This is a genomic window from Thauera phenylacetica B4P (genome assembly GCF_000310225.1).
GTDB lineage: Bacteria > Pseudomonadota > Gammaproteobacteria > Burkholderiales > Rhodocyclaceae > Thauera > Thauera phenylacetica.
In genome coordinates this window covers 1-14005 of sequence record NZ_AMXF01000023.1, presented here as the reverse complement: position 1 = coordinate 14005, position 14005 = coordinate 1, and the positions used below count along the sequence as shown (strand labels likewise).

Here is a 14005-nt window from a genome sequence, read left to right as displayed (position 1 = left end):
GTCAGGCCAACATGTCCAGCGCCAGCGCGTCGATGCCCCGTGCACGGTCGATCTTCTCGGCCACGCGGAAGGCGGCATCCAGCTCGCTGATGCCGTGCTGCTGCATCAACTGGAAGCGTTCGGCCTTCTCCTCGGGCTCGGTCATCGCCATCGCCAGGTAGAGGCTGGGCGGCACGGCCCGGAACAGCACCTCCATCGACTTGGACAGGATGACGCCCTCGCTGAACTTGCCAGCCTCCTTGCGCGCCGAGAGCATCAGCGCCTTCTGCGACGCGTTGAGTTCGCGGAAGCGCGCGATCTTCTCGACTTCATCGGGCGGCATCGACAGGCAGATCCACCACTCGATCATGTTGAGCATGGGCTCGGCCGCTTTCGGCAAGTCGTCCAGGTTCTGCGTGGCGAGCCAGAACCAGGCGCCCAGCTTGCGCCACATCTTGGTGATCTTGACCACGTAGGGCGCGAGCAGCGGGTTCTTCGTGATGATGTGGCCTTCGTCCGTCACGTTGATGATCGGCCGGCCCAGGAACTGGTCGCGCTCGGCAATGTTGTTGACCGTGTTGATGAGCGAGATGTAGGCAATCGAGAGTTGAGCGTTGTAGCCCTCGCGCGCGAAGGTGGCCAGGTCCACGATGGTGATGTCCGCCTCGGGCCACGGCGTGCCCGACCGGTCGAACATCTCGCCGTCCACGCCCTGGCAGAACATGTCCATGGCGTCGGCCATCTCCAGCAGCCGTGCGCGCCGCATCTCCGGCAGCGTGGCGTCGCGGGCGCGCTCGCGCAGCGCGTCGCGCACATCGCGCGTGAGCACCGTGCGTCTGTCCGCTACGCAATGCTGGGCCGCATCGAGAATGCACTGACGGATCAGGCTGCGGTCGGCGCGCGTCATGCGCGCTTCTTCCTTGTCCTCGCCGCCGGTGATCATCAGTCGTGCAGTGATCTCCAACTCGCCGAGCACGTCGCGCTGCTCATCGCCTTCCACGGCCATGCCGGCATCGGCCTGGTCCTCGTCGAGCGCATCGGCGTCCAGCGTCTGTACCTGACTCGGCGTATCGACCAGGCGCCAGGCGTCGGCGAACGGAGCCAGACTGACGCCCGCGCCCGGTGCGAGCTTCACCCGATGCACGGTGAGACCCAGCCGTGCCGCGAAGTCACCGAACAGCCCGAAACTGTTGCCCGCCTCGACGATGAAGAGGCGCGGCCGATAGATCGCCGTCACCTGATTCAGGATGTTGTTGAGCGTCGCGCTCTTGCCCGAACCCGTGGGACCGAACAGGAACAGATGGGCGTTCATCTGCCGGTCGAGACGGTTCAACGGATCGAAGGTGATCGGACCGCCGCCGCGGTTGAAGAACGTGATGCCGGGATGCCCCGTGCCCTGGCTGCGACCCCAGACGGGGGCGAGGTTCGCCGCGTGTTGCGCGAACATGAGTTGGGTGTACCACTGGCGCTTGTCGGCAGCCGGATCGAACACGCACGGTAGCCAGCGCAGATAGCTGTTCAGCGGCGCCACCTCATCCTCTTCACGCACCGGTTGCAGGCCAGCGTTGAGCATCACGTTGACGAGTTGCACGCCGCGCGCATCGAGCTGTTCCAGGTCGCGGCCGCGCAGGTAGAAGGCCAGCGCACCGCGGTAGAGCTTGTGTGCGCTGCCGATCAGGCCGCGCACCTGCTGCACGTCCTGCCGTGCCTGTTCCGAGGCCAGGGTCTCACCGACGGCCTTCCTGGCGAGGTGGTTCAGGTGCGCCTCGAGCACGTCCTGGGGCGTGGCGACCAGCGTCAGGCACATCACCGTGTCCTCGGGCATCTGGTCGAAGAGCGCGTTCATGGCATCGCCGCCTTTGCGCGTCTCGCCCGTCAGATGACCGGTCGCCGGCGGTGTGCGCAGACGATCCATCACGATCACCCGATGCGGCATGTCGTCAAAGAACCACAGGCCGTTGGACACGTCCGACCGCGGCTCGCCGAAGAACAGGCGTTGCGCGAAGTCGGTGCCGCTGGCGAGCTCGATCTCGCCCTCCTCCCGCCCCTCCGGATAGCGGGTCAGCACGTAGAAACGTTCCCGGTCCTCGGCAGTGGCGCCGAGCACGGTCGGGCTCCGGTCTTGATCGATCGCTACGCCTTCAATCGGATTTGTCGGGGGAGAGGTGAGGCGGCGCCTGTTGCATGGGGGGGGAGCCCATCGGCGCCGCCTCGTTTTCACCGGCCGGAGGAGGGAGCCGATGAAACTGGGGTGGAGACGTCTTGATGCCGCACCAGCACAGAGCTGACTTGGTGCGACGCCTTCACTTATTCGCTGCTGTCGGGCGTTCCGACGATCACCACGTGCAGGAAACGCGGGCCATGCGCCCCCAGCACGAGGCTGCCCTCGATGTCCGTGGTGCCGCTGGCCCCCGTGACGATGTTGACGTTGCGCGGCGGGCGCTGGCCGGCGGTCGCCGCGGCGTAGTCGTCGAGGAAGGGGAGGATCGTGTCCGCCCGTACCATGACGAGGTGATGCAGCGGCAGGAAGTTGGCGAGGATCGGCGTATCGGCGCCCGAGTGAAACACCAGCGAGCCGGTCTCGGCGATGCCCCAGCGCGCGACGCCGATCGCGATCATCTCGTCTGGCGCCACCTTGTCGTGGAGCTCGAACCCTGACCAGTCCAGGTCCTGCAGCGGCGCCGCGGGCTGCAGTGCCACCACCGCGGGCAGTCCAAACGCCTCGAGGTAGCGTCCGACCGCCGCCGGCAGCTCGCTCGCGCTGGCGATGCGCTCGGCGGTTGCGGCCACCTTGGGGCTGGTGACGCGGGCGATGAAGGCGTCCACCAGCCCGTCGGCCAGCAGCGCCGGGCGAATGGACGGCAGATCCTGCAGCAGCGCATCCGCGTCGCGACGTACCGCCGCCGGATCGACCGCTGTGTTGCCGAGGCCGCTGCGCACGGCGTCGAGGATGGTTTCGCGTGCGCTCATTGGCCTTTCTCCTGATCCTTGTACATCTCCATGAAGGTGCGCTTCGCCGGGGCGGGGAACTCGCGATAGGCGGTCCATGCGCCCAGGCCGGGCATTCCCTTCACGAGGCCGCCGCGACTGAACAAGCGCATCACCCGGATCGCGATCGCCGTGCCGAGCCGGTACAGCCGCGGGCGTGATGCGACGAAGGTGTGGATGCCCAGGCCAAAACGGACCGTGGCCGGCTCCAGGCCCTCGCGCCAGGAGCGGTCGCGCCAGCCGCGCAGCAGGGTCGGCAGCGGGATGGCCACCGGGCAGACTTCCTGGCACTTGCCGTTCATCGTGCATGCGTGCGGGAGGTCGCGCGACGACTCGAGGCCATCGAAAACCGGTGTCAGCACCGCGCCCATCGGGCCGGGGTAGGTGCCGCCATAGACGTGGCCGCCCAACTGGCGGAACACCACGCAGTGGTTCATGCAGGCACCGCAGCGGATGCAGCGCAGCATGTCCTTCATGCCCTCGCGCAGCATGCGGGTGCGGCCGTTGTCGACCAGCACGATGTGGAATTCTTCCGGCCCGTCGCGATCACCGGTCTGCTTCGGTCCGCAGTGGAAGGTGGTGTATTGGGTGACGTCCGCCCCGGTCGCCGAACGCACCAGTAGGCGCAGCATGGCGATCGCGTGGCCCATGCTGGGGACGAGCTTCTCGATGCCGGCGGTGACGATGTGCACCCTCGGCGGGGTGGTGGTGAGTTCGGCGTTGCCCTCGTTGGTCACCGTGCACGTGGCGCCGGTGTCGGCGAGGAGGAAGTTCGCGCCCGAGATCGACACGTCGGCGGTCAGGAACTTGTCGCGCAGCTCGCGGCGCGCGCTGTCAACCATCGCCTCGATGGTCTCTTCCTGGTGCGGTGCGCGGTGCAGGCGCTTGAACATCTCCGACACCTGCTCGCGCGTACGGTGCATCGACGGCCACACGATGTGCGAGGGGCGGTCGCCGCCGAGCTGCACGATGTGTTCGGCGAGGTCGGTCTCGACGCGCTCGATGCCGGCTTCGTCGAGCGCATGGGGCAGGCCGATCTCCTCGCCGAGCATCGACTTGACGCGGGTGACGCGTTTGGCGCCGGCTTCCTTGCAAAGACGCACGACGATCTGCGAGGCCTCTTCGGCCGTCCTCGCCCAGTGCACCTTGGCCCCCGAGGCGATCGCGTTGCGCTCGAACTCGAGCAGGTAATGGTCGAGGTTCGCGATGACGTGGTCCTTGATGCGCTTGCCGCGCTCGCGGGCCGCCTCGAACTGCGGGAACTGCGTCATCGCCACTGCGCGCTTGCGCTCGGCCGTGCCGGTGGTACGGTCGATCGCGATCTTGAGTGTCGGGTCGGCCAGAGCTTCCTTGGCGCGCGCCTTGAAGGAGAGGGTTGCTTCCTGCATGGCTCAGCGCTCCTCGCCGATGGCTGGGCCGCCGGCCATGCCAGCCAGGACCTCGGCGGCGTGGAAGCTGCGCACGCTCGAGCCCTTGCGCTTGAGCTTGCCGGCCATGTTCATCAGGCAGCCGAGGTCGCCACCGAGCAGCAGGCTCGCGCCGCTGCGGTCGATGGCGTCGGCCTTCTCGCCGACGACCGCGTTCGAGATCGCCGGATACTTGACGCAGAAGGTGCCGCCGAAACCGCAGCACACGTCGTTGCCTTCCAGCGGCTTCAGCGTGAGCCCGGACACCTTGTCGAGCAGGGCGCGCGGCTGGTCGTGCACACCGAGCTCGCGCAGGCCCGAGCAACTGTCGTGGTAGGTGAAGCTGGTGTCGAGCTTCACATCGGCGGGCGCAAAGTGCATCACGTCCACCAGGAAGCTCATGAGTTCGTATGTGCGTTCGCCGAGCCGGCGTGCGCGTTCGGCCCAAGCGGGATCGTCCGCCAGGGCCTCGGCGTAGTGCGCCCGCGTCATGCCGACGCAGGAGCCGGAAGGCGCGACGACGTAGTCGTAGCCCTCGAAGGTCTCGATGAAATGGCGGGCGAGCACTGCCGCGTCGGCGGTGTCGCCGCTGTTGAAAGCCGGCTGGCCGCAGCAGGTCTGCGCGTCCGGTACCTCGACACGGCATCCGGCATCGCGCAGCAGCTTGAGCGTGGCGAAGCCGACGCTGGGGCGCATCGCATCGACCAGGCAGGTGACGAAGAGGCCGACACGCGGTGGCGACGAGAAGGCACCTATTTGTTTGAGGGTAGTGGTCATAGTCGTACGCTCCATACATTCGATCAGAACCCAGCGCAGTCGTGACGCCCTGCCCGCGCTGGGCTCTTGCCGACAAAGCGCGATCACACAGCTACGGTCAATATTGCCGAGTTCGGGTAATAGTGCTTACAACGGTCAGTTACTCACGGCAATTTCACGCCCAGCAAGGGGTCGCCCAAGTTCAATACATGCATAGACAGCATCGCCAGTATTCCGGCAAGAGCCACGTAGTAGATCGTCGGGATGATGGTGCGCCGCAGGATCTGCCCCTCGCGCCCCATGACCCCCACGGTCGCCGACGCGGCCACCACGTTGTGGATCGCGATCATGTTGCCCGCCGCCGCTCCGATGGACTGCGCTGCGACCATTGTTGCGCCGCTGACGCCCAGTGCCTGCGCAACGCTGTACTGGTACTGGCTCAGCATCAGGTTCGACACAGTGTTCGAACCGGCAAGAAAGGCCCCGAGAGCGCCGACCGTCGGGGCGAATATCGGGTAGATGTCCCCGACCGCTGATGCCACCCAGAGTGCCATCGAGATCGGCATGCTCGCGAACTCGTTCGCGTTCACGCCGGACTGGATCATGATGCGGACCATCGGCACGGTGAACACCAGTACGAAGCCGGCGCTCAGCAGCGTGGTGGAGGATTCCTTGACCGCCCTCCCGAAGGAAGGGAGGTACATCTTGTGCAAAATGATCGTCACCAAGCACACGGCGACCAGTACACCGCCGGGGAGGTACAGGGGCTGGAAATTGCCGCTGATGCCCGGCTCGCCGAGGATGTCGCGTACGCTCCAACTCACCGACAGCAGCGCTTGCTTAAAGGGTGCCACCGTGCGGCTGAGCACCAGCACCAGGGCAAGCAACAGGTAAGGCAGCCAGGCGACGAAGATGGGGATTTTCCTCGTGTTCTGGTCGATCTTCATTTCGAAGGTGCCCATCCATTCGGCCGGCCACTCCTTCGGCTCGGCGAAGTCCCAACTCTTCTTCGGCACCAGGAACCCGGCCCGCGCCGCGAGGGATACCACGGTAAGGCCGAGCAGACCGCCGAGCAAGGACGGGAACTCAGGCCCGAGAAAGCGGCCGGCCAGGGCATACGGGACGGTGAAGGCGAATGCGGAGAAGAGCGCGAACGGCACGATCGGCAAGGCCTCGGCCCACGACTTGTTGCGACCGAAGAATCGCGTCATGAACATTACCAAGAACACGGGGATCAGCGTGCCGCAGATGGCATGGCCCAAGGAGACGCGCTCGACGATCAGACTGAAGAAGGCCGTCCAGTCCTGCCCCTGCGCCTGCAGTGCCGCGGTCATCGCCTCGCGCTGAAGGCCGCCCTGCACGCCGACGATCAATGGCGTACCGACGGCGCCGAAGGAGACCGGCGTCGACTGGATGATCATCCCGAACATCACCGCCGACAGCGCCGGAAAGCCGACCGCCACCATCAGCGGGCCGGCCACGGCGGCCGGTGTCCCGAAGCCGGACGCACCCTCGATGAACGATCCGAACAACCACGCGATGAGGATGACCTGCACGCGTCGATCAGGACTGATGAGCGCGAACCCGCTGCGGATGCTGGCGATGCCGCCCGAGTGCTTCAGGGTGTTCAGCAGCAGCAGCGCGCCGAAGATGATCCATAGCACCTGGACCGTGATGATCAGCCCCTCGAGCGTGGCCGCCGCGATACGGTTGAGGCTCACGCCCCAGGCGAGCAACGCGATCGCCGCGGTCACGAAGTAGACCAGGGGCATGGCACGCTTGGCCGACCACCCGAGTCCGATGAGTAGGAGGCCGGAGAGGCCTATCGGTATGAATGCCAACAGTGCTTGCAGGCCGAGCGTCATGATTTGTCTCCCTTCGCAATCTCTTTGAGTTGTTGTGAATCGGTCGTCCGGATCGGCGTGCGCAGGGCGACGATTCGGACGCTTCCAGCGTCGGTACGGCTTGTCGATCAGGCGCTCAGCGCACCCAGCACCTCGTCGAGCATCTTCCTGGCGTCGCCGAACAGCATGCGGTTGTTCTCCTTGTAGAACAGCGGGTTGTCCACCCCGGCGTAGCCCGACGCCATGCTGCGCTTCATCACGATCGAGGTCCTCGCCTTCCATACTTCCAGCACCGGCATGCCGGCGATCGGGCTGCCCGGGTCTTCCTGGGCGGCCGGGTTCACGATGTCGTTGGCGCCGATGACGATGGCGACGTCGGTGTCCGGGAAGTCCTCGTTGATCTCGTCCATCTCGAGCACGATGTCGTAGGGGACCTTGGCTTCGGCGAGCAGTACGTTCATGTGGCCGGGCATGCGACCGGCGACCGGGTGGATGGCGAAGCGCACGGCGACACCCTGTCCGCGCAGCACGTTGACGATCTCGCAGACCACGTGCTGGGCCTGCGCGACCGCCATGCCGTAGCCCGGCACGATCACGACGTTCTTGGCATCGCGCAGCAGGTCGGCGGTATCCACCGCGCTGATCGACGTGACCTCGCCGGCCGGCTCGGAGCCGTCTGCCGCCGTTACGGAGGCGCCGCCGCCGGAGCCGAAGCCGCCGGCAATCACACTGATGAAGTTGCGGTTCATCGCGCGGCACATGATGTAGGACAGGATCGCGCCCGAGGAGCCGACCAGCGCGCCGACGACGATCAGCAGGTCGTTGCCGAGCATGAAGCCGGTGGCCGCAGCGGCCCAGCCGGAGTAGCTGTTGAGCATCGACACCACCACCGGCATGTCGGCGCCGCCGATCGCCATCACCATGTGCACGCCGAAGGCCAGCGCGATCACGGTCATCACCAGCAGCAAGGCCATGCCGGCCCAGATCGAGTGTGTGTTGAGGAACCAGCGCCCGAGCAGGATCACCAGGACGAGGCCCGCGAGGTTGAGCCAGTGACGCGCGGGCAGCAGCAAGGGCTTGCCACCGAGCTTCCCGGACAGCTTGGCGAAGGCGACCAGCGATCCGGAGAAGGTGACGGCGCCGATCAGGATGCCGATGTAGATCTCCACCTCGTGGATGGTCTTCTCGGCGGCGGTGGGGAAGACCACGGAGGTGTCCACGTAGCTCGCGAAGCCCACCAGGCAGGCGGCCAGGCCCACCAGGCTGTGCATCAGCGCGACGAGCTCGGGCATCTGCGTCATCTGCACCTTCTTCGCGGCGTAGAGGCCGACCGCGGCGCCGATGACGAGGGCGATGACGATCCATGGAATGCCGCCCATGCCGACCTGCGGGCCGAACACGGTGGCCAGCACCGCGATGCTCATGCCCGCGATGCCGAACAGGTTGCCGCGGCGTGCGGTCTCGGGGTGGGCGAGCCCGCCCAGGCTGAGGATGAAGAGGATGGTGGCGCCGATGTACGAGACAGTGGCCAGACTGGAGGTCATTGTCTTCTCCTTATTTGCGGAACATCGCCAGCATGCGACGCGTGACCGCGAAGCCGCCGAACATGTTGACGGCCGTTAGGGTGATGGCCACGAAGGCGAGCACGCCGATCAGCCCCCCGGGGCGATCGCCGGCCCCATCGGCCAGCGGCGGAGCGATCTGCACCAGCGCGCCGATCGCGATGATCGACGAGATGGCGTTGGTGACGCTCATCAGCGGCGTGTGCAGCGAGGGCGTGACGTTCCACACCACCATGTAGCCCACGAAGCAGGCCAGCACGAACACGGTGAAGTGGGTCAGGAAGCTGGCCGGGGCGTACAGGCCGACGAGCAGGAACAGCAGCGCGCCGACGCCGAACACGATCGCCAGCGACTTCACCGACATCGGCTCGCCGGCGCCGTGGCCATGGCCCTTGGGCGCGGTGAGCGGTGCGTTCGAAGCCTTCGACTTGGTCGATGCGGCCGGCAGCTTGGGCGGCGGAGCGGGCCAGGTGAGCTCGCCTTCCTTGACCACGGTGAGGCCGCGGATGGCGTCGTCCTCGAAGTTGACGACGATGTTGCCGTCCTTGGCCTTGCACAGCTCTTCGGTGAGGCGGAGGAGGTTGTTCGAGTACAGGGTGGACGATTGCCTGGCCAGCCGGCTCACCAGGTCGGTGTAGCCGATGATCGTGACCCCATGGCGCACCACCGCCTCGCCCGGGACCGTGAGCTCGCAGTTGCCGCCCTGCTCGGCGGCGAGGTCGACGATCACGCTGCCCGGCTTCATGCTCTGCACCATCTCGGCGGTGATCAGCTTGGGTGCGGGTTTGCCCGGAATCAGGGCGGTGGTGATCACGATGTCGGCGTCCTTGGCTTCGCGCGCGTACATCGCGCGCTGCGCCGCCTGGAAGCCCTCGCTCATCACCTTCGCGTAGCCGCCGCCGCCCGAGCCTTCCTCGTCGTAATCGACCTTGACGAACTCGCCACCGAGCGACACCACCTGGTCGGCGACCTCGGCGCGGGTGTCGTTGGCGCGCACGACCGCGCCCAGGTTGGCGGCCGTGCCGATGGCCGCCAGGCCGGCGACGCCAGCCCCGGCGATGAAGACCCTGGCCGGCGGGATCTTGCCCGCGGCGGTGATCTGGCCATTGAAGAAGCGGCCGAAGGCGTTCGCCGCCTCGATCACCGCGCGGTAGCCGCTGATGCCGGCCATGGACGACAGCGCGTCCATCTTCTGCGCGCGGCTCAGCTGCCGTGGCAGGCAGTCGATCGCGAGCACGGTGGCCTTGCGTGCCTGCAAGGCTTCCATCAGCTCGGGGTGCTGCGCCGGCCAGACGAAGCCGATCAGCGTCGCGCCTTCGCGCAGCATGCCGACCTCGTCCAGCGTGGGCGGGCGCACCTTGAAGACGATGTCGGCCCGTGCCCAGACGTCGGCGGCGCCAGGTAATACCTCGGCGCCCGCGGCTCGGTAGTCCTCGTCGGCAAAGTTCGCCGCTTCTCCGGCGCTGCTTTCGACCGCGACGGCAAAACCCAGCTTGACGAGCTTCACCACGACCTCGGGAACGGACGCCACGCGTTTTTCACCAGCGAAGGTTTCCTTTGGAATTCCGATCAACAAACTCATGGCTTCGACTCCTCAATCGATTGACCTTGCAGGCGCGGCTGCGCCGAGCGGCAAGCCTCGCTGCGCAGCCCGCGGCTTCGAGCTGTCGGTATCGGCGCTCTCGCGAACTTGGGCGCCACGCGGGTTCCACAAAGCGTGGTTCCATGAGCCATGGATGTTTGCATCGGGTTCTCCCTGTTCTGTTTTTTTGGCGAAGCAGTGCGTGCGTTCAAGCCGAGCAAGCCGAATGAGCTCCGACAGACGCCATGGCCAATCGCACTCGGAGACGTGGCGCGTGTGCTGGCGAAGCCCGGGCCCACATACCTCACTGCATGTGCTGTCCGCCGTTGATGGCGATGTTGGCGCCGGTGACGAAGGCGGCCTCCTCTGATGCCAGGTAGATGATCAGGCCGGCCACCTCCTCCGGTTTGCCGAGGCGCCCCAGCGGAATCTGCGGCAGGATCTTGCTGTCCAGCACTTCCTTCGGGATGGCCATGACCATCTTCGTGCCGATATAGCCGGGGGAGATGGTGTTGACCGTGACGTTCTTCTTCGCCACCTCGAGCGCCAGCGCCTTGGTGAAACCATGCACGCCGGACTTGGCTGCCGAGTAGTTGGTCTGCCCAAACGCACCCTTGCTGCCATTGACCGAGGACACGTTGATGACGCGGCCCCAGCCGCGCTCGGTCATGCCGTCGACCACCTGCTTGCTCATGTTGAACAGGCTGTCGAGGTTGGTACGCAGCACCGCGTCCCAGTTGACCTTGTCCATCTTCTTGAAGGTCATGTCGCGCGTGATACCCGCGTTGTTAACCAGCACATCGACCTCGCCGACCTTCTCCCGCACCTCGGCCACGGCCTTGGTACATGATTCGAGATCGGCGACGTCGCAAGGCACAGCGAGAATGTCGTGCCCCCTTGCCTTCATGTCGGCGACCCACTCCGCATGTTTCGTATTTCCGGGCGAATACGTAACGGCCACCCGGTAACCTGCCGCGGACATCTTGGTGGAGATGACCTCACCCAGGCCACCCATGCCACCCGTAACCAGCACCACACGTGCATTGCTCATGTTCGTCTCCTCAGTCGCGTCGTTCAGGATTGGATTCAGCGTTCGATGGCAAGTGCGACGCCCATTCCGCCGCCGATGCAGAGCGAGGCGAGGCCACGGCGTGCATCGCGCCGAATCATTTCGTGGATCAGCGTGACCAGCACGCGGCATCCGGATGCGCCGATCGGGTGCCCGATCGCGATCGCGCCGCCATTGACGTTGATCTTGCTGGTGTCCCAGCCCATTTCCTTGTTTACCGCGCAGGCCTGCGCCGCGAAGGCTTCGTTGATCTCCATGAGGTCGAGCTGGTCGGCCGTCCAGCCGGCCTTGTGCAGGCACAGCTTCGAGGCGGGCACCGGGCCCATGCCCATGATCGTGGGTTCGAGGCCGGCGGAGGCGTAGGCGGCGATGCGGGCGAGCGGCTGGAGGCCGAGCGCCTTCGCCTTGCTCGCGGACATCATCAGCACCGCGGCAGCGCCGTCGTTGATCCCCGAGGCGTTGCCGGCCGTCACCGACCCTGCCTTTTCGAACGCGGGCTTGAGGCCGGCGAGCGATTCGGCCGTCGTGCCGTGCTTGATGAATTCGTCGGTGTCGAACACCACCTTGCCCTTGCGGCTGACGATCTCCACAGGGACGATCTCGTCCTTGAAGCGGCCGGCCTTTTGCGCGGCCTCGGCCTTCTGCTGGGATGCAGCGGCGAAGGCATCCTGCTCCTCTCGCGAGATGCCGTATTTTTTGGCAACGTTTTCGGCAGTGGTGCCCATGTGGTAGTGGTTGTAGGCATCCCACAGGCCGTCGTTGATCATCGTGTCGACCATCTTCCAGTCGCCCATGCGCTGGCCATCGCGCGAGCCCATCACCACATGCGGCGAAGCGCTCATGTTCTCCTGGCCGCCGGCGATGACGATGTCCGCATCGCCGCAACGGATGGCCTGCGCGGCCAGATGGGTGGCCTTGAGGCCCGAGCCGCAGACCTTGCCGACAACGAAAGCCGGCACGCCGATCGGCAGGCCGGACCTGATCACCGCCTGACGCGCCGGGTTTTGGCCGCCGCCGGCGGTCAGTACCTGGCCGAGGATGACCTCGTCGACCATGTCTCCACTGATGCCGACGCGTTCCAGCAAGGCCTTGATGACGGTGGCACCCAGATCAGGTGCAGCGACTTTTGCGAGGGCACCTCCGAACTTGCCAACAGCAGTGCGCGCGGCGGCAACGATGACGACGTCTTCCATGGTCCGTTTCCTTTCTCGTTGAATGACAATCTGACCTTCGCCCCTCTTGTTATGAGTGGCAGATGCCGGTCTGGTATCGGAGGGTTGGGGTTGGGGTTGGGGGGCGGAGCCTTACTTCTTGCGCATCGGCGGCAGGTCGGTGCAACTGCCGTGGGCGACTTCGGCGGCCATGCCCACGGTCTCGCCCAGGGTCGGGTGCGGGTGGATGGTCTTGCCGATGTCGACCGCGTCCGCGCCCATCTCGATGGCCAGACACACCTCGCCGATCATGTCGCCGGCCGACGGACCGACGATGGTGCCGCCGATCACGCGGTGCGTTTCGGCGTCGAAGATCAGCTTGGTGAAGCCGTAGTCGGCGCCGTTGGCGATGGCGCGGCCGGACGCCGCCCACGGGAACTTGGCGGTCTCGACCTTCTTGCCTTCGGCCTTGGCCTGCGCCTCGGTGTAGCCGACCCAGGCCACTTCCGGATGCGTGTAGGCCACGCCCGGGATCACGGTGGCGTCGAACGCTGCTTTGTGTCCGGCGGCGACCTCGGCTGCGACGTGACCCTCATGCACCGCCTTGTGGGCGAGCATGGGCTGGCCGACGATGTCGCCGATCGCAAAGATGTGCGGCACGTTGGTGCGCATCTGCGCATCCACCGGGATGAAGCCGCGCTCGCCGACGATCACGCCCGCCTTCTCGGCGCCGATCTTCTTGCCGTTGGGCGAACGGCCCGCCGACTGCAGGATCATGTCGTAGCGCACCGGCTCGGCAGGGGCCTTTTCACCCTCGAACTTGACCCACAGGCCGTCTTCCTTCGCCTCGACGGCGACGGTCTTGGTCTTCAGCATGATGTTGTCGAAGCGGTGGGCGTTCTGCTTCTCCCACACCTTCACCGCGTCGCGGTCCGGACCCTGCATCAGGCCATCGAGCATCTCGACCACGTCGATGCGCGCACCGAGCGTCGAATACACGGTGGCCATCTCCAGGCCGATGATGCCGCCACCGATCACCAGCATCTTGCCCGGTACCTGGCGCAGCTCCAGCGCGCCGGTCGAATCGACGATGCGCGGATCCCTGGGGATGAAGGGCAGGTGCACCGCAGCCGAACCGGCCGCGATGATGCAGTTCTTGAACTTCACCACCTTCTTGGCGCCGGTCTTGTCCTGGCTGCTGCCGGTGGTTTCCTCGACTTCGATGTGGTGCGGGTCGAGGAAGTGGCCGTAGCCGCGGATCACGTCGACCTTGCGCGCCTTGGCCATGCCGGAGAGGCCGCCGGTGAGCTTGCCGATCACGCCGTCCTTGTGCTTCCTGAGCGCGTCGAGGTCGACCGTAGGCTTGGCGAACTGGATGCCGGCGGTATGCACATGCTCGGCTTCCTCGATCACCGCCGCGACGTGCAGCAGCGCCTTCGAAGGGATGCAGCCGACGTTCAGGCACACGCCACCGAGGGTGGCGTAGCGCTCGATGATCGCGGTCTTGAGACCCAGGTCGGCAGCGCGGAAGGCCGCGGAGTAGCCGCCCGGGCCGGCGCCGAGCACGACCATGTCGTATTCGGCGTCGGCGCTGCCGGCGTGGGCTGCGGCGGTCGGGGCTGCGGCGGCAGCAGCGATCGGCGCCGGCGCGGCGGCTGGCGCCGCAGT

General features: G+C 66.2%; 9 protein-coding genes and 1 pseudogene. All 10 read right to left on the bottom strand.

What is annotated here, in order from left to right; translation table 11 throughout:
* Nucleotide 1: 1 nt before the first annotated feature.
* A pseudogene (locus tag C667_RS05500) lies at nt 2-2095 on the bottom strand (conjugative transfer ATPase); the annotation flags it as partial.
* Between the two features lie 191 nt (nt 2096-2286).
* Entirely contained in the window at nt 2287-2949 is a 663-nt protein-coding gene (locus C667_RS05495) for a LutC/YkgG family protein (protein WP_004358293.1), read from the bottom strand.
* Nucleotides 2946-4355, bottom strand: a complete 1410-nt coding sequence (locus tag C667_RS05490; protein WP_004358291.1) for a LutB/LldF family L-lactate oxidation iron-sulfur protein — start codon at nt 4353-4355, stop codon at nt 2946-2948. The genes C667_RS05495 and C667_RS05490 overlap by 4 nt, the downstream gene beginning before the upstream one ends.
* A 3-nt stretch (nt 4356-4358) precedes the next feature.
* Nucleotides 4359-5150, bottom strand: a complete 792-nt coding sequence (locus C667_RS05485) for a (Fe-S)-binding protein (protein WP_004358289.1) — start codon at nt 5148-5150, stop codon at nt 4359-4361.
* Nucleotides 5151-5293: 143 nt separating this feature from the next.
* Nucleotides 5294-6994, bottom strand: a complete 1701-nt coding sequence (locus tag C667_RS05480) for an L-lactate permease (protein ID WP_004358288.1) — start codon at nt 6992-6994, stop codon at nt 5294-5296.
* Nucleotides 6995-7101: 107 nt separating this feature from the next.
* On the bottom strand, nt 7102-8517 hold the full coding sequence (gene pntB, locus C667_RS05475) for a Re/Si-specific NAD(P)(+) transhydrogenase subunit beta (protein WP_004358287.1): 1416 nt from the start codon (nt 8515-8517) through the stop codon (nt 7102-7104).
* A 10-nt stretch (nt 8518-8527) separates the two neighbouring features.
* Nucleotides 8528-10117 carry a Re/Si-specific NAD(P)(+) transhydrogenase subunit alpha gene (locus C667_RS05470; protein WP_004358286.1) on the bottom strand — a complete coding sequence of 530 codons (1590 nt, stop codon included), beginning with the start codon at nt 10115-10117 and terminating at the stop codon, nt 8528-8530.
* Between the two features lie 304 nt (nt 10118-10421).
* Nucleotides 10422-11168, bottom strand: a complete 747-nt coding sequence (phbB, locus tag C667_RS05465; RefSeq protein ID WP_051174623.1) for an acetoacetyl-CoA reductase — start codon at nt 11166-11168, stop codon at nt 10422-10424.
* A gap of 35 nt (nt 11169-11203) precedes the next feature.
* Nucleotides 11204-12379, bottom strand: a complete 1176-nt coding sequence (locus C667_RS05460) for an acetyl-CoA C-acetyltransferase (RefSeq protein ID WP_004358284.1) — start codon at nt 12377-12379, stop codon at nt 11204-11206.
* A gap of 111 nt (nt 12380-12490) precedes the next feature.
* Nucleotides 12491-14005 (bottom strand): dihydrolipoyl dehydrogenase (gene lpdA, locus C667_RS05455; RefSeq protein ID WP_004358283.1); only part of this gene is annotated, 1515 nt, incomplete at its 5' end.

Bases quoted from the DNA above. Each gene is read 5' to 3' on its own strand.
- C667_RS05495 (WP_004358293.1), bottom strand. From the start codon at position 2,949: ATGAGCGCACGCGAAACCATCCTCGACGCCGTGCGCAGCGGCCTCGGC.
- C667_RS05490 (WP_004358291.1), bottom strand. From the start codon at position 4,355: ATGCAGGAAGCAACCCTCTCCTTCAAGGCGCGCGCCAAGGAAGCTCTG.
- C667_RS05485 (WP_004358289.1), bottom strand. From the start codon at position 5,150: ATGACCACTACCCTCAAACAAATAGGTGCCTTCTCGTCGCCACCGCGT.
- C667_RS05480 (WP_004358288.1), bottom strand. From the start codon at position 6,994: ATGACGCTCGGCCTGCAAGCACTGTTGGCATTCATACCGATAGGCCTC.
- pntB (WP_004358287.1), bottom strand. From the start codon at position 8,517: ATGACCTCCAGTCTGGCCACTGTCTCGTACATCGGCGCCACCATCCTC.
- C667_RS05470 (WP_004358286.1), bottom strand. From the start codon at position 10,117: ATGAGTTTGTTGATCGGAATTCCAAAGGAAACCTTCGCTGGTGAAAAA.
- phbB (WP_051174623.1), bottom strand. From the start codon at position 11,168: ATGAGCAATGCACGTGTGGTGCTGGTTACGGGTGGCATGGGTGGCCTG.
- C667_RS05460 (WP_004358284.1), bottom strand. From the start codon at position 12,379: ATGGAAGACGTCGTCATCGTTGCCGCCGCGCGCACTGCTGTTGGCAAG.